This window comes from Microvirga sp. 2YAF29, from assembly GCF_052114605.1.
GTDB lineage: Bacteria > Pseudomonadota > Alphaproteobacteria > Rhizobiales > Beijerinckiaceae > Microvirga.
In genome coordinates this window covers 417,307-441,636 of record NZ_JBFRFB010000002.1, presented here as the reverse complement: position 1 = coordinate 441,636, position 24,330 = coordinate 417,307, and the positions used below count along the sequence as shown (strand labels likewise).

Sequence of the window (24,330 nt, the reverse complement as noted above, 5' to 3'; positions counted from 1 at the left end):
GTGATCGTTGCCGATGCGACTCGGCAGCGGGGTTGGCCCCTATTGTTCAAAGGAACCTCGCTATGAGCGACCCAATTCGCACTCCCTCCTCGGCTTCACGGCAAGCGGTTGCTGGTTGCCCTGCCCCTCGCAAAGTTAAAGCTCTTTATCGCGACCTGAAGCTTGCAGTCGAGTACGTGCCGATCGACAGCCTTAAAGCTTACAGGCGCGCCCTGCGCACCCATTCTACCTCTCACGTCGAACAGCTCGAAGCCTCCATTCAAGCCTTCGGCTTCGTGCAGCCCATCCTAGTCGATGCTGACGGTGAGATCGTCGGCGGGCATGGGATCTTCGAGGCCGCCCGCAATGCGGGCTATAGCTCTGTCCCAGTTGTGCGTCTCACCCACCTGGATGACGCCCAAAAGCGCACTCTGCGCATTGCCTTGAACCGCTTGGCGGAGAGCTCTGGCTGGAACCAGGAACTCCTGGCGCTCGAGTTCAAGGAACTGCTTGAACTCGATCTCACACTTGACCTCACCTTCGACCTTTCCATCACCGGCTTTGCTTCGCCTGAGATTGATCAGCTCATCGAAGGCCAACAGAAGGTCACGGAGCCTGACCCGGATGACGTTCTCCCCGATGAGGGTGATGGACCCCTTGTGTCTCAGCTTGGTGATCTCTGGCTTCTCGGTGAGCATCGCCTGATCTGCGGCGATGCCCGGAATGAGACTACCTACACTACGCTCCTCGGAACCGAGCGCGCTGCCATGGGCATCCATGACGCCCCCTACGATGTTCCGATCTCCGGTCATGTCGCCAAAACGGGCCGGCATAAGGAATTCGTTATGGGTGCGGGCGAGCTGGGCGAGGCCTTTGTTCCCTTCCTTACTAATTTCCTGAAGGCGAGCTCTGCCTTTCTCTCGCCGGGTGGATATCAATTCTGCTTCATGGACTGGCGCCACATGGCCGAGATGCTGGCCGGCGGCCGGGCGGCCGGCCTGGAGCTGAAGAACCTGTGCATCTGGAACAAGGGCTCCGGGGCCATGGGCTCGCTCTACCGCTCGCAGCATGAGCTGGTCTTTGTATTCAAGGACCCGAAGAGTCCAGGCACCAATCATGTGCAGCTGGGTAAGTTCGGACGCAACCGCACCAACGTCTGGGACTACCCTGGGGCCACCAGCTTGCGCAAGGAGCTGGAACTGCACCCCACCCCGAAGAATGTCCGGATGATTGCCGATGCGATCCGGGACGTCACCAGCCGTAACGCCATCGTGCTTGATGCCTTCTCCGGCTCCGGCACCACCATCATCGCCTGCGCCAAAGTCGGCCGTCGCGGCTATGCCGTGGAGCTTGACCCGCACTATGTCGATGTCGGCGTGCGGCGCTGGCAGCAGTGGTCCGGCGAAGTTGCCCGTCATGCCGAGACAGGACGCACCTTCGCAGAGATAGCCGAACAGCGCGCAGCGTCGTCTGATCAGCGGACCGGACCTCAAGCGGATTCCGTGACCGATCCTGCTCTGACAGTTCGGGTCCGCCAGCGCTCGTCGCGTGCGGCGTGAGGTGACGGACCATGACCAGGAAGAAGAACACCAACGCCCCGGCCGCCTATGTGGTCGGCCGGGGCAGGCCGCCGCGCTCCAGCCAGTTCAAGCCGGGCCAGTCTGGTAATCCGGGCGGTCGCAGGAAAGGCAGCGTCAATCTCAAGACCGTCATGACGGCCGTGCTCGAAAGCGAGATCGAGCTCACCGAGAACGGGCGCAAGCGCAAGGTGCCGTTGCTTGAGGCGATCATCCTGCGTCAGGCCCAGGATGCCCTGCGCGGGCAGCTGCGAGCAACCGATAGCCTGCTCGACCGCTACGAGCGACATGCCGGTCATGAGGCCGAGCGCTCAGATGAGCTGCCGGAGGAGGATCTTGTGCTTCTGGAGCGGGTGCTCGGTCCGTCCCGACGGCAGAGTGTATCGAACGCAGGCCCGGGCTCCAAGGAAACCGTCTCCACTGAGGAGGGGCAGGATCATGACTGATCGCGCACGCCTCCTGCGGGCTCTGCTGCGGCAGGATCTGGCCACCTTCAGCCAAAAAGTCTTTGCTGCCCTCGAGCCCGGCACGCCCTACCGGCATAACTGGCACATCGATCACATTTGCTGGCAACTGTCTCGTGTCGCCCGCGGTGAGATCAGGCGGCTCATCATCAACGTGCCCCCGCGCTCGATGAAGTCGATCACGGTCTCGGTCGGCTTTACCGCCTGGGTGATGGGCCGCGATCCGACACGGCGCATCATCTGCGCCTCGTATGCCGACGATCTCGCCCGCAAACTCTCGGTCGATACCCGCACCATACTCGACAGCCCATGGTACCGGGAGCTCTTCCCGCAGATGCAGCTTGCCTCTAAACGGCCCCGCAATACGGAGCTGGTCACCACCCGGCAGGGGTATCGCTATGCCGCCGGCATGAGCGGCTCGATTCTGGGCCGCGGAGCAGACCTCATCGTCATCGACGATCCGATCAAAGCGACCGATGCACTCTCCGAGAAGGAGCGCCGGCGGGTCAACGAGGCGTTCGACAACACCCTCTACACCCGCCTGAACGACAAGCGCACCGGGGCCATCGTGATCATCATGCAGCGGTTGCATCAGGATGATCTGGTCGGCCACGTGCTGGCGAAGGGCGATTGGGAAGTCGTCTCGATACCGGCGATCGAGACGGAGGAGAGAGTCTACCGGCTCAGTAACGACCCGGAGGATGTCTATATCAGGCATCCCGGCGAGGTGCTCCATGCCGCCCGCGAGCCGCGCGAGATCCTGGAGCAAATGCGCCGCTCGCAAGGGTCGCTGACCTTCTCGGCCCAGTATCAGCAGGCGCCGGTGCCGCCGGAGGGAAACATCGTCAAACGCGAATGGCTGCGGACCTACGCTGAGCGGCCGTCAACCTTCGACATGGTGATCGCCAGCTGGGATACTGCGTCCACCTTGTCGGAGACCTCCGACTATTCGGTCGGCACCGTCTGGGGTGCCAAGGGTCTCGACTTCTATCTGCTCGATCTGAATCGGGGTAGGTTCGAGGTGCCGGAGCTGCGGCGCGAGGTGCTGCGCCTGTCGCAGGCCTGGAAAGCCGATCAGACGATCATTGAGGACACCGACATCGGACGGGCCATCACGCAAGATCTGCGCCGGTCAGGAGAGTGGCAGGCCATTCTGCGCAAGCCTCGCTTCGACAAGCAGGCGCGCTTCCTCGCCCAATCGGCCCGGTTCGAGTCGGGCCAAGTGTATGTGCCTCAGGATGCTCCCTGGTTCGCCGGTTGGCTCGATGAACTGCTCGCCTTCCCGAACGGGCGGTATGACGATCAGGTCGACTCGACCAGTCAGGCCCTCGACTATCTGACGGCCCGCACCTACCCGCTGCATGCAACCGGGAAGCCTCGCGAAAGACCCAAAAGCGTGCGGCGACCCGCGGGATTTAAGAGACCTGCCGGAGTTGAACGGGAATAGCGGAGCGCCGGATCATTGTTCATGGTTTTTGAACCACATGGATGCCGGTCAGACCGCCTTAGGACCCCAGGCATAGCCCTTCCCGGCCATGCATCCCTTCATGACGTCAAAGACGGCCTCCTGCCGTCGTTGATTCACCTGATCCGCCGCGATCATCCCGACGACTCCACGGGCGTAGATCGGCGCTGCGGACAGCGCTGCCTTGTTAGCCTCGCCCTTGCAGTAATCTAGATCGAGCTGGGCCTGTGTGAGCAGTGCGGGCGAAGAGCGGATGGGCCTTCCGTCCGCGCGTGCAAACCGGTTGTCCTGGATCTCCTTCTGAAGAGCCGTTTGACATCCGGCGAGGACGAAGGTGGTGAGGGCAAGTGGGATCATGCGTAGCATACAAGGATCTCCGTTTGGGAAGGGCGTTGATGGCTGGGATGACAAAAAGAGGAGCGTCGTCGATAAGATCTGATGGCCGAGCATGTCAGGTTTGGCTCAACCGGATCCGGCTGTCTGGCCGCCCTGCTGCGATCAGGGCACATCCGAGCAGCATAATGCTGAAACCGACAGACGCCGTGAGAGCCGCAGGACCGAGGTTCGGCGGTCTAGGCAGACTCAGCCCGGACTGACCGAGCTGGCGTAGAGATCCATTTAGAGAAGCGATACGCGCAGCTTCAGACATATAGGTCTGCCATTTTGTGTAACCGTAGAAGCCCGCACCCTGGAACAGGACGAACCCCACCAGGAAGACAACGATCCGCATCGCTCAACCTTCTCTCTTTCGTGGCCTTGCCGGCCTATAACCATCGGACACCCACCAGTTTGCGTATAAGCGCTGATCTTTTGCGAGCCCGAACTCCGTTTCGTTATGACATGCATTGCTCGAAGTAAGGTTCATGGTCAAGAGCATCTTTCGAAGTCACGTTCCGGCCTATGGTCGATATATTGAAGCAGGCTTTGGGATTGCGGGTTCAGGCGGCACGGCGGCGGGCCAAGCTGACCCAGGAGGCGCTCGCCGAGAAAATCGGACGCACGCCGGAGAGTATCTCGAATATTGAACGAGGACTGCAGCTGCCGACGATCGAAACGCTGGCCGATCTCGCCCGTGTGCTCAGTGTTCCGTTACCCGAGCTGTTCGAAAGCCTCACCGAGCGCAATGTTGCGCCGGAGCGACTGCGGATCGAGCTGCAATTGCGCGAATCCGCCCGTGGTCTGTCGGACATGGATCTGAAGATCGCGCTTGAGCTCGTCGAAGTTCTGGCCAGGGCCAAAGGCCGGACACGCCTGAAGGGCGGCGCTTCGCAGTGATTGATGCAATGGATCAGGATCTCTGAGCATTCGACAGCGAAAGCGGGTCGACCGGATGTGTCCGGATGATATCAAGACCGTTCATGATACCGACCCAAAAAGCCTTGGCCTCTTTCTTCTCGGTTCTGAGATCATGGGTGACGGCAAAAGGACCGTGGCCCGGGGTGTTCTCAAAGCCTATGCCGGTCTTTGCCCCTTGAGCGTGAACTCTAAAGCAGTGCTGCTTGGAGCCAGATTCACGTAGGCGAAGATATTTTTTTAAGACTGCTGCACATACCTTTCGGTCCATATTTCGCCGCAGATACACTGAGCGTTTAGGCAAGCTCCTCGTCAGTTTGGTACCCACACTGGGACTTGGAACTTCCGCCACAATCAGTTCTAGTTTCTGATTTCGCTGGAACCGCAGCGCCGTCTATGGATCGGTCGGTCTGCCAAAGATGACCTGTTGCTTTATTCCCTCGCAAGATAGGGTCGTTGAAGTTTCATCCGGCCCCACCTAGGCAATCGATCCATCGATCCAGGTGTAATCGCCCGCATCATGAAAACCTTGCTAATAGGTAAATCACGAGGGAGGGACATTCCTCGCGACTAGAGGGATATATAACAAAGTTTCTTTACAACGCTTGATTGACGGATTAGCGTCTCTCCTTCCGTAAGAACAATCTTGGTAAGTTGCCTAACGTCATGATCGAGTTCGCCAAAAAACAACAAGCTTCCTTCTTTATGAAACTCTTAACTGGCAGCGCCGGCAATGACATATTCACAGTCGATGCTGCAGACTTGGAAGGCGGGGTGTTCGACGGCGCCGGAGGCGAAGATACGCTCCAGTTGGATGGCGGCAACACTTTTGATCTAAGGCTCGCGCAGGTCTTCACCAGCATTGAGATCATTCGTGGATCGAGCAGCCACGATACGATCATCCTCGATCAGGAGAGATTGAGTGGGGTAGCCACTCTCGATGGAGGTAGTCAGGATGCTATCCATTGGGACGAAGTCGTCCTGCATGGCGAAGCGTTCGATTTCCGCAACAAGACCTTGATCGGAATCGATCAGCTTTCGCTGAAAACCGACAGCGCCGTCATCACAGTCGCTGACGCGGCAACAGCATTCCTGGTTTCTGGCGGTGAAAGCCAGAACGACCGGCTCGTTGCGGCCACTGTCGCGTTCACGGCCTCTGAACTTAAAGCCCTGCACCAGCGGGGAATCGATACCATCGTCGATGTCAATGGCACACATACGAACTCGGCTCCTGTCATGCAGGGCTTGAACGGCGACCGGTTCGAGGCCAAGTCCGGACAGCGTGTCTTCGTGGACATGGGGCGCAACGCCGTCCTGTCGGAGGATGATGGGGTTTTGACCTTGCTTAAAGTGAGCGCTCCTGTTGGGCTCGCTGCGCCTGGCCGTCTCGGCATTGATGTGGCCGCATCCGTCGCGCTCGATGGGGGCTATACGTCCGGCAGCACCATCAGGGTCGCAGGCGTCGATGTCGGAATGCTATGGGCTGCTGGCGACGGTGGCCTCAGCATCATCTTCAACACAAATGCGACGCCGGATCGTGTGCAGGACATCTTGCGGTCCCTGACCTATACGATGGCGGATGCGATCCCGGAGACAAGCGTCCAGCAGCATATCCTGATAACGTTGACAGATTACGGTGGTCGCAGATCGACATCGACGGTGACCATCGACCAGACGATCAAGGCGGAAACGCCGCATGTGACGCTGAGCCATGCGGCGGTGCCGGAGCTGTCGCAAGGCGGTAAACTGGTCGGCTTCCTGACCGCGAAAGCGTCCGGTGTGGGTGATGGGTTCACCTATAAGCTGCTGGACAGTGCCGGAGGACGGTTCGTCATCGATGGCGATAAGCTTCTCGTCGCGAGCGGATCGGGGCTCGATTACGAAAGCCATAAGTCGCATACGGTTGTCGTGCTGGCGACAGGACCCGGAAACATAACGGTCCGTCAGAGCTTCGTGATCGATATCGAAGACGTGCGTGACGAACTCATCATCAATCCCACGAGCACGCAGACCAGCTCTGACGGCAATGACACACTGATCGGCGGACGCGGCAGGGACGTGCTGAACGGCGGGCTAGGTGATGACGTTCTCTACGGCAAAGACAGTCATGACAGCCTGATTGGCGGCGAGGGCAAGGATATCTTCGTCTTCGACACCAAGCCGAACGTGAGAATGAATGTTGACCGCGTCAATGATTTTAAAGTCAGAGACGATACGATCTATCTCGACAACCGAACCTTCAAGAAGCTCGGCTCGAAAGGAACGATTGATCACCCGGCGAAGCTGAAATCCGCAATGTTCTGGAAGGGCGCTAAGGCTCACGATGAGAGTGACCGCATCATCTACAATCCGAAGACTGGCGTCTTATCCTATGATCCGGATGGGACAGGCGCTGGCTCGGCGGTAAAAATCGCTGTGCTGCTGAAAAAGCTCAATACGATCTCACACAAAGACTTCTTCGTGATCTAGGAGGACGGCAATGTTCGCGATTTCACATTCTAAGGTCTCTGCCGCGAAGCTCCTACTCGGCTCCATGCTCTGCATGTATTGTACAACAGAAAATTCTTCTGCGTGCGCCGAATCTCGTATCGGAGCCAAGGCAACGGAAGGTGAATTAGGATCCGCAGTCTCACTTCTCTCTGCGCAGGTATCTCAAGGTGGCCTGCCTCAAGACAAAGAAGTCATTGAATACATCAAAAGGAACAAGCGTGTCGATTTCATCAAACTATTCCCATCAAACTGGGAGGCCATTTGCTTCAGCGGTGAATACCAACATCCCCTCAGCGATATCAAATATGAGCTCGGCAAAGATTTTTCTTCATGCTTAGGATCATATAGTCATTATCGGGATTCTGGACTGCAAGCGATAAGTATAATTTGGAGTAATAAATGTAGGATTATAGAAATACCTACGTCAAACTTCTATATAGAACATCAAAATGGCACAAGTTGTTATGAAAGGAATTCTATAAAAGAATTCCATCTACAGCAGTCGCCTGTCGGAATTATCTTAGTCCCATAAGTAATATGTTGGAGAATGCTATGACTGATGTTCTTGATATTTTAAAAGACTGGTCTAATGATAGAATTAAAGATGCAAGAGACTGGTCTGAGGAAAAAGCTAAGGAATTTCTTGGGCCATATGAAAAACAAGCTGAGGAGTCTTCTCGTCAGTATGGCATCAAGAATGATATTCCTAAAAACGACTTGCAGAAAAATGCATATTTCCATGCTTATGTAAGCGCTTTGCTTGCTTATGATTACGGTAGTACAATTGCATCAATGTTAGGAACTCTAAGAGAAATAAATGATGTAAAAAAAAAGGAAAAAGAACTTGAGACTGGAAAATTAACACAAACTCAATTTCTAAATCAAATGCGTGATGTGCAGCGAGACCTTCACAATAATGTAGTTGGCAGAGCTATTGCTGAGTACGCAAAGCAAAATGGCTACACACGTGATCAGCTGGATGACCTCGTTAAAGAGGCCTTAGATAAAGGATTATTAGTAACAAATGAGTTCAAAGATCCCCGTGTAAGTCCTCGTCACTTTGATCCGCCTCCTGCATACAAAGGCCCTGCCCCTGATTCCGGCATTCAGCCGCCGTCTCCCGATAAGCAGACTCAACATCTGGATCGTTCTCTCGATGCATCTGATGCATCCTCTGCGTTCGGGGGCCGCGGGATCAATGCGGGTGACGCCATTAAAGCTGCTCTCAAGGCAGGTGGGCAAGCCTCAGTCATGGCAGCCACAATGGGCATCGCGAAGCAGGGAGCCGGCAGCGGTTCCCGAGACCCTGGTTCCAATGTGCCGGATTCACCGAGCAGTAATCCCTCACGTTCGCCAAATGAATCTAATGGGGGACGTTCAGGCAGCGATAACGGGCCGGGTGAAGGTGGCGGGAATCAGGTAGGTCCGTCATACGGCGGCTCTGGATCCTCATCCGGTAACGGCGGAGGCGACAATCAAGGCCAAGGCGGTGGTGGCTCTGGCGGGCGCGGTGGATCTGGCGGCGGTGATGGGGGAAGTAAACCCGGTCCCGGCGGTACTCTCGATGGAGGCGGAAGCCATGGTCATGGCCGCGATGACCGAGACATGCCAGGTCAGAGCGATAGGCCGAGCGGAGGCAACAATGGCGGCCATGGCCATGACGACTCGGGGGTCCCAGATCGAAGCGGACCGATGGGCAGCGGGGGCCTCAACCCGGTCAATAGTAACGATGACGATGGCTTCTTCGAGGGGGGCTTTGGCGGGGACGGATATGCAGGGATCGGCCCTACGCACCCAATTGTTCTTGACCTTGACGGCGATGGAATCGACATCGTCCCGCTCAACAAGTCGCAGACGTATTTCGACTACAATGGCGATGGTGCAGTAGGACGCACAGCCTGGATCGGTAAAGGCGACGGCCTGCTCGTTTTCGACGCCGATGATTCCGGCACCGTCAATAGCGCAAGAGAATTTGTCTTCACGCAATGGTCGCGTCTTGCAGGGCGCGATATGTTTGCCGTCCGTACCGTATTCGATACCAACAAGGATGACGTGCTCTCGTCCGCAGACACTGATTTCGAGAAGTTCAAGGTTTGGGTCGATGCCGACCTGGACGGCGTCACGGATTCGGGCGAGTTGAAGACCTTGAATAGCCTCGGATTGAACGCGATCCCTCTCATCCATAACAAGGCCGGTGTAAAATACTCCGACGGATCGCGCATCTACGGGACGGCGACGGCAAAGACCACCAACGGAAAGCAGATCACTGTTGCCGATGTGGGCCTTTCCATAGGCACAAAGAATGCATCCATAGAAGTCGCGCAAGACGGAATCGATATTCTTCCGGGCGATGGAACTCGCAAAAAAATATTCAATGGCGCAGGCGGCCGCGCGAAGGCAATGGATCTCGGGACGTCCGGGTACGACGCCGCCTTCCTCAAGAAAGCGGATGGGACGCGTCTGACAGCACATTATGATACGGCAGGAAAAATTAAGAGCCTGCAGCATCATACTGCTAACGGACGCACCATTCGGTCAGAAGTTTGGACTAAGGATCAAGAATCCCTCATGAAGTTTAATAAGGAGGCGACTCTCACTTATTGGAGCATGGTCGGAAACTCGTGGGACAATATCTACCGGGGCAGCGCCGAGACGTCCGTTTTCAGCGGCGGGGATGGTAACGACGATCTCTATGGTGGCGGCGGCAACGACACGCTTGATGGCGGGCGTGGCGCGGATCAGCTGGATGGAGAGGACGGAGCCGACAGCCTTGATGGCGGCGTGGGTAATGACCGCTTGTCAGGCGGTGAGGGCAGCGATGACCTGAAAGGACAGAACGGCGACGACACGCTGCGAGGTGGAGCGGGCGACGATACTCTCAATGGCGGCGAAGGCTACGACGATTTGGCTGGTGGCGCGGGTAATGATGTCCTCCAAGGTGGTGGGGGATGGGACTATCTTGACGGCCAAGAGGGCAATGACACCTTGAACGGTGGCACCAGTGACGATGAATTGCGCGGCGGTGGAGACAATGACCATCTCTATGGCGACACCGGTGACGACATGCTGTTCGGCGAAGACGGTCATGATCACCTTGAAGGAGGCGATGGCCGCGACGAGCTTCAAGGCGGGGCGGGCAACGATACGCTCCGAGGCGGCGGTGACCGCGACTGGCTCGTCGGTGGAGCCGGGCAGGATGTTCTCCACGGCGACGCGGGCGATGATCGTCTGATCGGTGGTGACGATAACGATCATCTCCTCGGCGGTGTCGATAACGACATGCTTGAAGGCGGTGGAGGCCGCGACACGCTCGACGGCGGTACGGGTGACGATCAATTGCGCGGCGAGGCCGGAGACGATGTACTTTCCGGCGAAGATGGGCGAGACGATCTCAATGGCGGTGAAGGCTCCGATTTCCTCTCGGGCGGCCTTGGCGACGATGCGCTGCTCGGAGAAGCCGGAAACGACACGCTACAGGGCGGTGGCGGCAACGACGCTCTTGTTGGGCATGGTGGTGATGACATTCTTTATGGCAATGAGGGAGATGATCTCCTCAAAGGCAATGAAGGCATCGACTACCTGTATGGCGAAGCCGGAGCCGACTATCTTTCTGGAGGATCCGGCAATGACATCATCCTGGCGGGCGATCAGGACGATCAAGCCTACGGCGACGATGACGATGACAGCATCGATGGCGGAACAGGTTCCGACAAGCTCTGGGGAGGAGCAGGCAACGACACTCTGCTGGGCGGCCTCGGGCATGACGTGCTGACGGGAGATGCTGGGGACGACAGCCTCGACGGTGGTGCAGGCGACGACATGCTATCTGGCGGCCTCGGCAACGACACCCTTAATGGCGGTGGCGGAAGCGATCAACTTTTCGGCGGCGATGGCAACGATATATTGGTTGGAGGGCCGGATGTTGACTACATCGATGGCGGCACTGGCACCGATGTCATTGTGCTCACCGGCAACCGCACTGATTATCTGATCCGCTTCAATACCGCGCTGGGCCGCTTCTCCATTGTCGATTTACGCGCCAACTCGCCTGACGGTACGGACCTTGCCGATATCGAAATCTTCCGCTTTGCGGACGGCGATCTGACTGTCGCGCAATTGAACTACATGACGCAAACGGATGCTGAGATCGCTTATAATGTCGATAACAGCGACGGTTCCAAGAGCAGGATCGGCTGGCGGCCTAGCGCAGAAGATCCCTCGCAGATTGAGGCATATATCCAGAGGCGCAATATCGCCGGGACTTTGATGAGCGAGACGGTATTCAAACCGGATGGCACCCGCATTGCTCGGGCTTGGGACGTTAGCTCCGACGGAAAGGGCGAGACGTGGAAATCTTACACCCAAAACTTCGATGCAAATGCGGAACTCGTGAGTCAAATCTACGAGAATGACGACGGCAGCTTCACGCTGTGGCAGTGGGATCCGGACGATGTCGAAAACTGGCACGACCGCGAGACAACGTACAGAAACCTGACGAATTATGAGCAGGGTCTTGCATCCAGGCAGTTCGACACCATCGACGAAGGCAAGCTCGGTGTAGTCGATTTTATCGAGCGTCTGTGGGATCGAGCAGTGGAAACCTGGGATACCGTCGTCAGGGAGATGAACGAATCCAAGCAGACGTTGATCGAGATCACTCGGAACGACAATGGCTCAAAGGTCATCAAGGGCTGGGACTATGTCATCGATAGCCACAACTACCGCGATGGAGTGAATTCCCAACAAGCCGATAAGCAGGAGTGGAAGACCTTCGAGGAGCATTGGGATGCGAACCAGAACAAATGGTTTGAGACCTATCTCTACCAAGGTGCGACACGAGCAGAGGAGCGCACCGTTCAGCGTGGTTGGGACTACAACGGAAAGGAATGGACATCTTACGAGTTGCACATGGACGGCCTGCTGAAATCCATGTGGAAGTATATGCTTTACGACAGTGGGGTGCATACCATTACGACCTGGGATCATCGCGTCCAAGGGAAAGCATGGGAGTGGCAGGAGACGGCCTATCTTGGCGACACACGACTCTCGCAGCGGGACCAAATCAACGCAAAGGCGTATGTCTTCCGCAATTGGTCGAACCCTGATTGGACTGAGACCGAAGCTCGCTACAACGACAATGGCGATCTATATTATCAGCACTTCATCAAGGGTGGTCGGAAGATCGTTATCGAAACGGATCTCGCTGATGCATATGATTGGGTTGAGAAGTCCACGACCACCGAAAACGGCATCACCACTAGGGTTGAGACGATCTATGCCGATAAAAAGATTGTAGAGATTTTCGACCACGATGGGGGTGAGTGGACTTATCGTGTGCAAGAATGGCGCGGAACGAAGGTCTACGAACAGCTTAATGACAAGTTCTACAAAGGCGCGACTTTGGTCAAAGAGCGGAAGTGGGATCTCGCGAATGAGACGTGGGACTTCGATGAGAAGCACTACCACGGCAAAGACGTCGTCTACCACAAAATTATCAAAGACAATGAGACCTACACCATCGACAAGGTCGATTATGAGGGCAAGGATTGGGACACGATCTCGATCAAGGGTCGCATTATCAATAAGGTAGAGAAGGACTACTGGAAGGAGACGCTATACACCGATTCCTTGCAGATCATAGAGCAATGGGATCTCGGCAGCGAAGGATGGGATACCCAGATTTCAAAGTCGCGTGAGTATGGCGGCCAGCGACTTACTTTCTTTGAAGGCATTACGTTCGATGTAGCCAGGACCGAAGGGGGTCGAACCTACAAGGCTTATTTTGAATCCCATGATCGTGCGGATGTAATGAGTTGGTGGCGCGTGGGAATGTATGCCATGGGCGTGGATCAGGGCGGCGATTGGGCCGGTTGGGTCCAAGACGATGACATGGCAGATAACCGCGGTGTGATCGCTGCGGACCGCGTTCAAAAGCTCAAAGCTTGGAATGGATTAGACGTCTTGTTCTGATAATCCCAGGCTTACGAAGTCATCTGGTCACATGCAGTCAACATACGCTTTACGACATTTCGGTTTGATGGGGGGCAGATAGAATCTGATGCCTCCCACGTGCTCAGTGTATTTTCAGTAAAGTACAGCGAGCCGCATCTTGTGATCCTGAAAATGATGGTATCCGCTGGTATCAAGCGTTCTGTCCTGTTCGAAATTTTCCCGAGAAACGCCGTCGCATCCAGAGCGAGACTGATGGCCTGATTGGCGCGCGGGGTTTATCAGCTCAAGGCCTCTATACCCCTTTTGTACAACGAGAGTGAACAAGTTGAGCCGTTGCAGCACTCCTCTGGTTGTGTAACTGTGTTGTAAATTCAGAGGTGTGTTCCGTCGTCAAATGGCTATGAAACCTTTCGATCCCGAGCAGCGCGAGCTCATTCGCTCTCCGCTCGACGATGAGACCATTTTAAGTGGGCAGTTCTGGGGTGAGCTGCGCGTTTTCTTGGCTGTCGCAAAGGCGAAATCGTTTAATCGAGCCGCTGAGATCCTGAACACAAGTCCTCCTACCGTAGGCCGGCAGGTCAGACGCCTTCAAGACATGATGGGCTCGCAGCTCTTTGTGCCCACCCAGAACGGAGTCAAGCTCACTGCTAAGGGTCAAGCCCTGGCGCAAGCACTCTCAAGCCTTGATCATTCGCTTTTCGCTATCAGCAACGATCTAAAGGCCGAGAACAAAGAAGCCGAAGGAATTGTTCGAATTAGCATCACGGATGGCTTGAACACCTTCTTCGTGGCGCCGTCCGTCTCAACCTTTACGGCTGAATATCCTAGGATCCAGCTTCATCTCAAAAGCCCGGCCAATGTCGTAAGCCTGAGAGACAATCAAACGGATATGATGATCGGCTTCAGCCCCATCGAAGGATCAGACATCTTTGTCCAGAAGCTGGGATTTCTTCATTTCATCCCAATCGTCGCAAAGTCTTACATCCAACATCACGGTATCCCGAACAAGGTGAACTTAAAGCAGCATCAATTCCTACAGTCAGAATTCTATATGGCCAAAACCGGCTTATGGGACTCTTGGAATAGAGCTGTTTCTCAAGGGCAAATTTCACACTACTGCGATAACTCGATGGCCTATGGAATGCTTGTCAAAGCTGGTCTCGGCGTCGGGCTTCTCGGCAGCTACACCGTCATTGAACCCAACGCCGTCCCCTTAGACTTAGACGTAAATATCTCTGTGCCGCTCTACGCGATTGCTTTGACCGAGCGTCTAAACTCGCGTCCTGTGCGTCTTGTGTTTGACTGGCTTAGCGAGATGTTTGGACCTGCGAACCCTTGGTTTAACCCCAGGCTGCGTCTTGACCCACCGCAAGGCAGGTTCGACACGGGAATCAAGTTGCTCTTCAATCTCTGACAACCTGTGCTGAAGATGATGCTTGCTGATGCTCTCGGAAATGGTGAGATAGGTGTTTGCCGCATCGTCAAAGAGTTCCGCCAATTCGAGAGGCAGTCCTTCCCCCTCGAACAGAAGTTTCTTGAACATAGCCGTATGCAGGGTAACGACATCCTGGAGATAGGAGCGAAAGTAGTCCACGATTGTGGCCGCCTCAGCCTGATCGAGATCCGGAGGTGTGGGGAGTGGAATGGCGCTCATGTCTCCACCATCTCAAATTCAGATTGGGCGTCCCAATATCCTTCAATCCGAAACAGAATCGATGCATCCGAAGCCGGTGTGATCGCATCCTGAGATGGCGTAAGCTCTTTGACGAGTTCAATGTAAGGTTCGTCATGCCCCTGGAAGAGAAGAGGATCCTTCCCGGTCGCGGGTTTGAAGCCAAGCAACTTCTGCCAGAGTCTCGCGTAGGGAGGTTTCGCGTGTGTGATGACGCAGTCATACCCTTTGCGGCTGATATGCTCGAAAATGAATTCTGCGCCGCGCTTGATGGTGCGGGGATTTCTCCAGGCCTGACGGAAGCTCGTACGTTCCATCTTGGCGAAATCCTTAAACCATCGGATCCTGGCCGTTCCGATAGGCTCACCGCCGGCGTAGACGATGATATGGGTCGCCTGATAGTCGTTGCCGTCGAACGTCTGACGGGCGGGTACGCCGTGCTCCTCCATGAAGCAGATGGCCCTGATGGCTTGGGCATGAAGAAGCTGTTCAGGCGTTGTGACGACCTCAACCCGAATAAGATTGTCTTGTCGAACCGATGATTGAACATCCTGCTCCATGTGATCCCCCCTTAAAAATCCTTCGCTAGGAAGCACGAGGGACAGGGGCGCCAGAAGGTGCTAATGTGTAGGGCGGTATTTCATCAGTGTTATACCGGGGGGCAAATGACCAAACGTAACAGTAATACCCCTGTCACCTTAGCTGATTTATGTCGGGACGCAGTAGAACGCTTTGGCGCTGACTGGCCTCGAATTCAGGCTTATGTGGCTGAGAAAATCGCCCTCCTGCCTGGAGATGAACGGAAGCGGTTAACAGCCGATGTTGACCGGATCCTGTCCTTCTGTGCCCCCTCTCGCCCCGGCGCTCTGCATTGAGAGCGTGTGGATTAATGTAAATGCAGAAACAACCGACCGATGTTGATCGCCATATTGGCGCGCGCATTCATGCGAGAAGAACCGTCTTAGCCATCAGTCAGGAAAAGCTCGCGGACTCGTTGGGGATTACCTTTCAGCAGGTCCAAAAATATGAAAAGGGCGTCAACCGCGTTACAGCCTCCAGGCTCTTACAGATTGCCCGGATCCTCCAGGTTGAGGTCGAATTCTTTTTTGATGGATTGCAGGATGCCTCAAGCAGATCGGATCCTATCCTTAGTACTTTCTACGAAGTCATGACATCAACCGAAGGTGTGCGTTTGCTTAGTGCCTTCGCGGAGATTGATGATATCGACGTTCAGCGCAAAGTCGTGGATCTGGTTGAGACCGTGCTCAAGCTGAAGACCAAATGTTCAAGCTAGCCCGCCAATTGATCAAACAGCTGGTCGACTGTTGGGCCAAGTGTATATCTGCTCGCGGTGTGCATTGATCATATTACCACCGATGGCGCCGATACGAGGCCGTTACCAATCTCAGCTTTAGCCATGTACATCGCAGAGTAGCTAAAGAAGACGAATAGCACGAGGAAAAGCCAAAGCTACGGACCACGAATGAGTTCGGCTCGTCGGGCTTGGGCCTCTCTGTGGTTGTCTCGAAGGCGTATTAGCTCCGAGCTAACTCACCTGCTCATTTTCGGGTTTCCTTATGACGAGTATTCGTTGCTCTTTCATTCTAGGCAGCAGGGGCCTTGTCCATTTCCGACAAGACCCCTCTACAATAATCATATCACGAAGAAGTCACCGGAGGTGATCTTCAGATGCGGCTTCAGCTTTGCGATCTCTACGGCCTTCGCGGCACCCGACCCATCCCTATCATAGTAAAGATAGCCGGTGTCTTTGTTGTAAATGACATAGTCATTCCTATCATCGGCGGCGTCACCGATTTCAAAAAACGCCTTGTTCATCTTCAAGGGTTTGGATTCTGACCCTTTGCCGATCTTCGTAAAGACGCTGTTATCGAGAAAGAACCTGTCATACTTCGGATTGAAGTCTGTGATGCGATCAAGACTTCCTGACTTGCTCACCTTGTCTCTGAAGACGAACGTGTCCCGACCTGATCCTCCGGAGAGGACGTCGCGACCATAGCCTCCATCCAGCGTATCATTGCCGCTTCCACCGGAGAGCCTATCATTGCCGCGGCGTCCATGGATCTCGTCATCGCCCGCAAGGCCGTAGAGTGAGTTCCGGTCGGCATTGCCATAGATCACATTGGATAAGCTGTTCCCAGAACCCGTTTTACCGCTGTCGAGAAAGAGAGCCTCCACATTATCTGTGAGCGCGTAATTGATCGAGGCGTAAACCGTATCATACCCTTGAGACAGGCCTTCGACCACAAGGTCGCCAGGGTTATCGACGATGTAGGTATCATTGCCGGCCTCGCCTCTCAGGTTGTCGGCGCCAGGTCCGCCATCGAGGCGGTCATCTCCATCGCCTCCTGTGAGAACGTCATTGCCGTCACCGCCGGAGATGAGATCGTTTCCAGCGCCGCCCGATAAGGTATCGTCTCCTGCGCCGCCACTCATGACATCATCAGCATTTCCACCTGTCATGGTGTCATTGCCGCCGGAACCGCTCGGCAAGACGACATTCTCGATCCCGGAGAGCTTGGAGAGATCATAGCCGGCAACGGTGATGATCACCCGGTCGTTGCCTCCGGCATCGACGACTACATCGTTGAGGTCATCGATATAATAGACGTCATCACCGAGGCCGCCGTCGAGATGATCGGCACCAGCTCCACCATTGAGCGTGTCGTTCCCGGCATAGCCGACCAAGACATCAGCTTGTGATCCGCCCTGAAGCGAGTCCGCACCCTGGAAAGCCAGTGCGTCGATATTTGGGGTCGCATCTTTGTGCAGGTTAGCAAAGCCCTCGGTCGTGCCGCCTCCGAAGAGCAGAGTCAGGACGGGGCCGAGGATCGGGTTGAGGAGGTCTAGAAGCGTGAGGGTTGTTCTGGTGCCGAAGTCCACATTAAGGGAGAGCCCTGTGGCTCGCGCCACAATAGCTTCTCCGGATCTGACGGTCACAGAGTTGTAGACGCCGCTGGCTGCAATTGTATTGGTGACAAGGCCTGTCGATGCATTGAGCGTCCACTGACCTTCGTACTCATAGGTCAGACCACCGCTCTCGAAGACAAACCGTGAGTAGGTTTCTGTCCGGGTTCCCCAGCCCGTGTTTGAGGAGATTAGGCCCTCGAAGCGCTCGTTGGCGGACACGCCTGTATTCTGGACCCACAGGTCTGTTGAGTCGAAGCCGCCGGCATTCGTGCCGATGTAGTTAGACATTGTTGCCTCGTCGTCATGAGGCCCCCACCATCCAGCGATATTATTTCCTGCGAGCGCAGCGGCGTGTACATCACTGGGCCGCCCGCTGACAGTTGAGCTAGCGTTACGATAGCTGCTATCAGAAGTAGTAGCCCGAACGGGTTAGGCTACATAAACTAAAGTATAATACTCCTCTCGGTCGGCGAGGAGGGGGCAGTTGGGCTGGAAAATTTGTTTGTCTAGAAATCCCTGGGTTCGAGACGCAGCGCGTTCACCAAGCCTTTTCAAGCATTTAGACGTCGATCAGATTTGGGCTTGCTTCCCTACAAAGCCGGGTTGGGAGCAAGTTCAACTAAGCGAGCGATATCCTCTACTATAGCAACGGTTCACTCGCACTAACTGCCAGGATAAGCGAATGTCAGGAATCAGCCAGAGAGCAGACCTTGCTAAAGTCACATTGAATGTCTCAGATTGATCACAAGCAGACGTTCGCTGGATCACGTACGCCTGCTGAGACAATCTGATTTACACGTACCAAGTCTGGACATGGCTTACTGTGAGCTGCTGGAGCTCGCCGAGATCATCGGCTTTGATCCGCACGAGGTGCTCGACGAGCTGGCGAAGACGCCTAAGAAATAGCCGCTTCAGCTGGTCCTGATCACAACAGGACAAAAGCGCCTCGAACAACGCACTGTTCTTGCTCTCATTCCGCTCGACTTCTCGTTTCCGGCACGCATCCATGGAGCCCGACAACGACGCGGAGGGATACATGGAAAAGGGACCCATCAGCGAGAGCATAAGGGCCGCCAGCCAGCGGCTCGACACGGCAGCCGCCCTTGCGCGAGGAGCGCTCACCTGCGCTGAGGGCGGAGCGGAGACGGAAGCGGTCCGCATGACGCTGGAGCATGATCTGGAGGTGTATCTGAGCGAGGCACAGACCCTGCTCTCAGCCATCACGCTTCTGGAGCGCATGAGCTGGAAGCAGGAAGGCTACAGCAAAGACGGCACCTAATCCAGCCCTCCGCCCGTCAGAGCAGACAGGAAACGTGGTGTGCCCCGTCATCGGGGCTTGAGGCAGTGGCGGCGCTGGTGCCGCCTCACAACTCAAAGGATTGGTCACATGACCCGCACACGCAAACTCACCGACACCCAGCTGACGCTGCTCTCGTCTGCCTCGCAGCGTGATGACGGCCTGCTCGATCTGGCCTCCCGCCTCAAAGGCAACACCCTGCAGAGCACAGCGGAGAAGCTCCTCAAAGGCGGCCTGGCCGAAGAGGTCACGGTCGACCCGGACCAGCCGGCCTGGCGCTCGGATGAATGGGAGAGCCGGATCGGGCTTAAGATCACACCCAATGGCTTGCAAGCCATAGGAGTTGAGCCAGAGAGCGAAACGGAAGCCGCAGAAGACTCTCCAGTCGTGATCACACCTGCTGCTGAACAAACATCACCACAGCAAGCATCCGATACGGCTCCACGAGCGGGCTCGAAGAAAGCGCTTGTCCTCTCACTCCTTCAGCGTGAGGAGGGTGCTACCCTCGATGATCTCATCACTGCCACCGGATGGCTGCCACACACGACGCGCGCGGCTCTCACCGGGCTTCGTCAGGGAGGCCATGTGCTGGAGAAGATCAAAGGCCCTGACGGCAAAGCGATCTATAAGATTAAGCCTCAGCCAGAAGAGATGGCCACATCCCAGGCCCTGTCCGAGGCTGCCTGATCATGGCTCGAACCCGTATGGCAGAGGAGGCGCTCGAGGCAGAACTCGAGCGTCTGGGTGAACTCACACCGGAGCAGTTGAAAGCGCGCTTCCTTGAATTGAAAGGCATTCCTCTGCCGAAATTTATGCGCGGCACGCTCATGCAGCGCGCCGTAGCCCACGCCCTCCGAGAGCATGTTCTCGGTGGCCTCAAACCCAGCGCTCAGAAGCAGCTCGATCAGCTCGTCAAGCAGATCGTACCAGCCCATGAAAAGCCGCCTCCTAAACCGAACAAGAAGATTAGAGCCGGCACACGTCTGATCCGGGAGTGGCAGGGGAGGGTGCATGAGGTGCTGGTCGCCGGTGATCGCTATGTTTGGAATGGCCAGGCTTACCGATCCCTCTCCGAGATCGCTCGCCTGATTACCGGAACACGCTGGAACGGCTGGGTGTTCTTTGGCGTCAAGAAAACTGGCGGCGCACCTCAGCCTCCAGTGAAGCAGGTCCGCACACGACTGCGAACGCAAGCCACTCCCGCTCCTCATCCGGAGAGCCAGCATGCGGGATAGATCGCGTCAGGTGCGCTGTGCCATCTACACCCGTAAATCCAGTGAAGAAGGATTGGAGCAGGACTTTAACTCGCTGCATGCCCAGCGGGAGGCCTGTGAAGCCTACATCGTGAGCCAAAAGCATGAGGGCTGGCGGGTAATCCCGACAGCCTATGATGATGGCGGGTTTTCCGGAGGCAGCATGGAGCGGCCAGGGCTCCAAAAACTTCTGGCCGATATTGCCTCAGGGCTGATCGATGTGGTGGTGGTCTACAAAGTTGATCGCCTCACCCGCTCGCTGACGGACTTCGCTCGTATTGTGGAGGTGTTTGACCGGCAGGGCACATCTTTTGTGTCCGTGACCCAGTCGTTCAACACCACGAGCAGCATGGGACGCCTGACCCTCAACGTCCTGCTGTCCTTTGCTCAGTTCGAGCGGGAGGTCACCGGCGAGCGCATCCGAGACAAGATCGCAGCCTCCAAGCAGAAAGGGCTTTGGATGGGTGGCTCCGTGCCTCTTGGCTATGATGCGGCTGGACGGACTCTCATTGTCAATGAAGCCGAGGCCGAGATAGTCCGAACCATCTACCAGCTCTATCTGGAGCTCAAGGCCGTTGATGCTGTGCGTGAGGAGTTGGAGCGCCGAGGCTTACGAACGAAGATGCGCCCTGGAAAATCCGAGCACATGAAGGGTGGGGTGAGGTTTTCCCGAGGGCACTTGTATCGGATCCTGGCTAACCCCCTTTATACAGGGCGGATCGCTCACAAAGGCAAAATGTTCGAAGGGCAGCATCAAGCCATTATCGATCCTGGCACTTGGGACGAGGTCCAGGCGACGCTGGCTGCCAATAGCCATCATCAGCTGGTCAAAAGTAGATCAAAGAAGCCCAACCTCTTATCAGGCCTCTTGTTTGATACAGAAGGCGCGCCGTTCCTCTCGACCCACGCCGTGAAGCAGGGGAGGCGTTATCGCTACTATGTCAGTGGCTCTAGGCAGAAAGAGAGGAGCCCAGAGGAAAAGCATGCTTCTGGCTCGAAGCGACAGGGCTGGCGATTGCCTGCAGCGGAGGTTGAAGATGCCATCATTCGTTTTCTCACAAGCCTCCTGACCGATCGCACGTGGCTATTAGAGATAATCGGGAGTGTAGACCAATCGTTGCAGGGGCAGCAGACGATTGTGATACGTGGGCAGGAGCTTTCTCAGCAGCTGACGAGCCTCGACCCCGTCATTAAGCGGAGCGTGGTTCTCGGACTGGTCGAGCGGATTGTTCTTGCAGAGGATCTAATCGAACTTCAGTTGCGGCCAGCGATCCTGCAGGGGCATGGGGTAGATCAAGCCACCCTAGAAGAGAAATTGGAATCTTCGGGCTTGGTGACAGTGACGCGTTCGCTTTCGTTGCGACGCCGCTCGGTCGAAACATGGTTGATCATCGAAGGACAGGGAACGCCTGACCCAGAACCCGATCCTGCGCTGATCAAAGCGCTAGCGCAGGCTCACCGCTGGTGGGATGATCTTATCCATCAGCGCTACAGCACAATGAGAGAGATTGCGGCAGCGTATGACACAGATGAACGATATGTGGCGCGAGTGATTTCGTTGGTGTTCTTGCCAGGCCAGACAAAGGAAGGAATTCTAGAGGGACGCCAGCCGGATCAGCTAACGCTTCATAGCTTGCTGACTGGCAAGACTTTTAACATTGAGGTTCCTAAGAAGTTTAGGATAGCGTCGGCGTTCCAGTGCTGAGCTTAGAGCCAAAGTTTATGACTACTCTCCAAGTTTTCTTAATGAAGGTTGCTTCTAGGTGGAGTGATCTACCTGACACCTCTCGGAGCTGCCTTTCTGGAAGGAGCAGCACGCTTACAAGCGCACTCTCATTGTGCTCGAATGATTGATTACACGGATGTTTGCTAGTGGTATGAAAAAAACCGGTATGAATCCAGATAGCTCAGCTAACAACCCATTCTCCGGGATTCGAGTCAGAAGCACACCCAATAGTAACGATTACCGCCCCAACCTTGTTGAGCGCTCTGGCTTTTCCAGAAGGTGACGGTCGCGAAAGACGACAAGGGAGAGAACCTGGCCCTCCGCCGTCTTGACTGACTGCTCATGGACGTTTCCGCGCTCGGCGTGCCAGCCCTCGAACCAGGTATCCGCAGGAACCGATCTCATTTTGCTACGTCCCGATGGTCCGTAGAGAGTGGTCAGGGCACAGGAGTCGGAATCCAGTTCATCCTTGGGAAACCACTTACGTTCCACGTCCGGTCCACTCACGAACCACGCCCGTCGCTGTCCTCTGTGGCAAACCAGGATTGCAGGTTCAAGCCCCGTTTCAATAAGGCGGATGGCGGTTGCGGTGAGGCTGACGTTGAACTCATGGGCCAACGTCTCTACCGTCTCGAAGCTAATGCGCTTCAGCTCCTGGGCGCGAGTCCGAAACAGGTAATGTGGCATTAAAAGGTCGGCGGCGTATTGGTCGGCGACCCACTCGGGATCAAGCGCATTTCGCTCCCGTTTCTGGCCGATATCCTCCGGGCGGCAGACGAAGCTGCGCCCCCGGTGATGCTGCCAATGCCCCAGTTCATGGGCCAACGAGAACCGTGCTCGACGTGGACCGAAGCGATCATCGACCGAGATAACGGCCCGATCCCGGAAGCCCAGGATCCGCGCCTCGCAGCCGTCGAGCCGGCGGATTCTCACGGTTGCGTTGCGGTAGTATGCGATCGCCTCAAGATCGATGTCGACCGGATTGTCGATGCCAAGCTCCTTCAGGAGGTGCTCGGCAGCAGTCAGGCGGGTCAAAGTGGGTTGCCCTTCTCGTCGATGGCTCCGATTTCGATGAGGTCCTCGATCATCCCATCGATTTCGGACTCTCCGAGGGGAATACCGTTACGGGCCGCCATCGTGAGTTTCTCGCGCACAGGATTGTTCTTCCCCGCAAACCTGTCGAGAATTCCGCGTTTTTCGGCAAAGGACAGGGCGATCACGGTAGCGCCCGCTCTTGCCTCCCGCGTGGCCCTAAGGCCTGCGCGAGCCGCCTCGAACTTCTTGCGGCCGCTTCGCTTCAGGGCGGCATTCAGGGCACCTTGGACGCGATCGACCGCAGTCTTGACGCTCCCATAGGCCTCCACAGCTTCCCGCAAGATGTCTTGATCCGAGGTGGCCTCGATGTCCTCGGCCATTCGGTCCAGCGCCCGGTCGAGCTGCTCGGCGCTCGTGTTGGGTTTCGTATGTGTCATCATGCCTTCCACCCCTGAGGGTATGTAGTGGCAAGCGTGCGCCGAATTCGTCTTCGAACCGAGGCATAGCCCGTTTTGTCCAATCCTGCCATCTCGCGCAACTCCTCGGCGGGCGTCTCGTCGAGATCGCCCATGACAATCAGCAGCGCCACGTCGTCGCCGGCAAACAGGCCGAGGAGCGCGGTGACCCGGGCGCTGTAATCCTGCCCGGCCACTATTGCCTCCTCGGCATTTCGTTCAAGATTGGCTGGCTCGACGCCATCTTCAGCCAAAGTTTCAAGCCCGATCTGCGTTCCTTCCGTCGCAAGGGACCTGCGCTCCGCATCCGCGATGCTGCGCATGGCTCCGTACAGGAAGGTGGTCAGGGTCGTTCCGACGGGACAGTTCCGCTCGCCCTCAATGGTTCGCAGGACGGCTTCGGATAGGAGATCCTCTCCGGACATGTTCGTCTTGAACGATAGGACTTCCGCATGCCGGAGGAGTCTGACCTGCGCCGCCTCGGAAAGCGCGGTGTAGGCCTGAACGAACTCCTCCCTCGTGAGTGCTTTCGAGCCACTCTTCGACACGGATCCCCCTACTTTGTTAGGCGCATCCAAATCCAAGATCGGACACCGGGCGCCAAAATTTCTGCACGCAGGACGCCTTCTGGCGCAACCTAAAGTTTTTTTCAATAGCGTGTCCGAGGCACCCCTCAAGCTGAGCCATAGGAAGTGAAGGCAGGTCGAAGCGTTGGCCCACCTCGAAACTCTAACTCGCGCGAAA

Annotated in this window: 19 protein-coding genes; 13 read left to right on the top strand and 6 right to left on the bottom strand. The window is 56.1% G+C overall.

What is annotated here, in order from left to right:
• Positions 1 to 62: 62 nt before the first annotated feature.
• Genes AB4Y85_RS04460 through terL form a run of 3 tightly spaced genes read left to right on the top strand, consistent with a single transcriptional unit; the run spans position 63 to position 3,467 of the window.
• The gene (locus tag AB4Y85_RS04460; protein ID WP_441983640.1) at positions 63 to 1,538 is read left to right on the top strand and encodes a site-specific DNA-methyltransferase; all 1,476 of its coding nucleotides are present in this window, start codon (positions 63 to 65) and stop codon (positions 1,536 to 1,538) included.
• 11 nt (positions 1,539 to 1,549) lie between these two features.
• Positions 1,550 to 2,002 (top strand): DUF5681 domain-containing protein, encoded by a 453-nt coding sequence (locus AB4Y85_RS04455; RefSeq protein WP_441983639.1) that lies wholly within the window; start codon positions 1,550 to 1,552, stop codon positions 2,000 to 2,002.
• Positions 1,995 to 3,467, top strand: coding sequence for a phage terminase large subunit (gene terL, locus AB4Y85_RS04450; RefSeq protein WP_441983638.1), 1,473 nt, complete (start codon positions 1,995 to 1,997; stop codon positions 3,465 to 3,467). The genes AB4Y85_RS04455 and terL overlap by 8 nt, the downstream gene beginning before the upstream one ends.
• A gap of 48 nt (positions 3,468 to 3,515) precedes the next feature.
• On the opposite strand, the gene AB4Y85_RS04445 is transcribed toward terL, so the two are convergent.
• On the bottom strand, positions 3,516 to 3,851 hold the full coding sequence (locus AB4Y85_RS04445) for a hypothetical protein (RefSeq protein ID WP_441983637.1): 336 nt from the start codon (positions 3,849 to 3,851) through the stop codon (positions 3,516 to 3,518).
• A 534-nt stretch (positions 3,852 to 4,385) separates the two neighbouring features.
• On the opposite strand from AB4Y85_RS04445, the gene AB4Y85_RS04440 reads away from it, so the two are divergent.
• The 5 genes from AB4Y85_RS04440 (at position 4,386) to AB4Y85_RS04420 (ending at position 14,634) form a co-directional block, all read left to right on the top strand.
• Complete coding sequence (locus AB4Y85_RS04440) at positions 4,386 to 4,760, top strand: helix-turn-helix domain-containing protein (RefSeq protein WP_441983636.1); 375 nt, start codon at positions 4,386 to 4,388, stop codon at positions 4,758 to 4,760.
• A gap of 723 nt (positions 4,761 to 5,483) precedes the next feature.
• The gene (locus tag AB4Y85_RS04435; RefSeq protein WP_441983635.1) at positions 5,484 to 7,247 is read left to right on the top strand and encodes a hypothetical protein; all 1,764 of its coding nucleotides are present in this window, start codon (positions 5,484 to 5,486) and stop codon (positions 7,245 to 7,247) included.
• A 10-nt stretch (positions 7,248 to 7,257) separates the two neighbouring features.
• Entirely contained in the window at positions 7,258 to 7,800 is a 543-nt protein-coding gene (locus AB4Y85_RS04430; RefSeq protein WP_441983634.1) for a hypothetical protein, read from the top strand.
• Between the two features lie 20 nt (positions 7,801 to 7,820).
• The gene (locus AB4Y85_RS04425) at positions 7,821 to 13,238 is read left to right on the top strand and encodes a calcium-binding protein (protein WP_441983633.1); all 5,418 of its coding nucleotides are present in this window, start codon (positions 7,821 to 7,823) and stop codon (positions 13,236 to 13,238) included.
• A gap of 382 nt (positions 13,239 to 13,620) precedes the next feature.
• Positions 13,621 to 14,634 (top strand): LysR family transcriptional regulator, encoded by a 1,014-nt coding sequence (locus AB4Y85_RS04420; RefSeq protein ID WP_441983632.1) that lies wholly within the window; start codon positions 13,621 to 13,623, stop codon positions 14,632 to 14,634.
• 236 nt (positions 14,635 to 14,870) lie between these two features.
• Here the strand turns inward: AB4Y85_RS04420 and AB4Y85_RS04415 are convergent, their stop codons facing one another.
• The gene (locus tag AB4Y85_RS04415; protein ID WP_441983631.1) at positions 14,871 to 15,452 is read right to left on the bottom strand and encodes a hypothetical protein; all 582 of its coding nucleotides are present in this window, start codon (positions 15,450 to 15,452) and stop codon (positions 14,871 to 14,873) included.
• Between the two features lie 335 nt (positions 15,453 to 15,787).
• On the opposite strand from AB4Y85_RS04415, the gene AB4Y85_RS04410 reads away from it, so the two are divergent.
• Positions 15,788 to 16,186, top strand: a complete 399-nt coding sequence (locus AB4Y85_RS04410; protein WP_441983630.1) for a helix-turn-helix domain-containing protein — start codon at positions 15,788 to 15,790, stop codon at positions 16,184 to 16,186.
• Between the two features lie 359 nt (positions 16,187 to 16,545).
• Here the strand turns inward: AB4Y85_RS04410 and AB4Y85_RS04405 are convergent, their stop codons facing one another.
• Positions 16,546 to 18,108, bottom strand: coding sequence for a calcium-binding protein (locus AB4Y85_RS04405; protein WP_441983629.1), 1,563 nt, complete (start codon positions 18,106 to 18,108; stop codon positions 16,546 to 16,548).
• A 748-nt stretch (positions 18,109 to 18,856) separates the two neighbouring features.
• On the opposite strand from AB4Y85_RS04405, the gene AB4Y85_RS04400 reads away from it, so the two are divergent.
• The 4 genes from AB4Y85_RS04400 to AB4Y85_RS04385 all read left to right on the top strand — a co-directional run bounded on the left by AB4Y85_RS04400 (position 18,857) and on the right by AB4Y85_RS04385 (position 22,075).
• Entirely contained in the window at positions 18,857 to 19,099 is a 243-nt protein-coding gene (locus tag AB4Y85_RS04400; protein WP_441983628.1) for a hypothetical protein, read from the top strand.
• Between the two features lie 108 nt (positions 19,100 to 19,207).
• Positions 19,208 to 19,804, top strand: a complete 597-nt coding sequence (locus AB4Y85_RS04395) for a DUF3489 domain-containing protein (RefSeq protein WP_441983627.1) — start codon at positions 19,208 to 19,210, stop codon at positions 19,802 to 19,804.
• 2 nt (positions 19,805 to 19,806) lie between these two features.
• Positions 19,807 to 20,352: a DUF2924 domain-containing protein gene (locus tag AB4Y85_RS04390; RefSeq protein WP_441983626.1), complete on the top strand. Its 546-nt coding sequence runs from the start codon at positions 19,807 to 19,809 to the stop codon at positions 20,350 to 20,352.
• Positions 20,342 to 22,075 carry a recombinase family protein gene (locus AB4Y85_RS04385; RefSeq protein ID WP_441983625.1) on the top strand — a complete coding sequence of 578 codons (1,734 nt, stop codon included), beginning with the start codon at positions 20,342 to 20,344 and terminating at the stop codon, positions 22,073 to 22,075. Before AB4Y85_RS04390 ends, AB4Y85_RS04385 begins: the two co-directional genes overlap by 11 nt.
• A 258-nt stretch (positions 22,076 to 22,333) precedes the next feature.
• On the opposite strand, the gene AB4Y85_RS04380 is transcribed toward AB4Y85_RS04385, so the two are convergent.
• From AB4Y85_RS04380 to AB4Y85_RS04370, 3 genes are read right to left on the bottom strand one after another with little or no spacing between them, the layout of a single operon-like run.
• Complete coding sequence (locus tag AB4Y85_RS04380; protein WP_441983624.1) at positions 22,334 to 23,131, bottom strand: ImmA/IrrE family metallo-endopeptidase; 798 nt, start codon at positions 23,129 to 23,131, stop codon at positions 22,334 to 22,336.
• On the bottom strand, positions 23,128 to 23,571 hold the full coding sequence (locus AB4Y85_RS04375) for a hypothetical protein (RefSeq protein ID WP_441983623.1): 444 nt from the start codon (positions 23,569 to 23,571) through the stop codon (positions 23,128 to 23,130). The genes AB4Y85_RS04380 and AB4Y85_RS04375 overlap by 4 nt, the downstream gene beginning before the upstream one ends.
• Positions 23,568 to 24,134: a hypothetical protein gene (locus AB4Y85_RS04370; RefSeq protein ID WP_441983622.1), complete on the bottom strand. Its 567-nt coding sequence runs from the start codon at positions 24,132 to 24,134 to the stop codon at positions 23,568 to 23,570. Before AB4Y85_RS04370 ends, AB4Y85_RS04375 begins: the two co-directional genes overlap by 4 nt.
• Between the last annotated feature and the right edge of the window lie 196 nt (positions 24,135 to 24,330).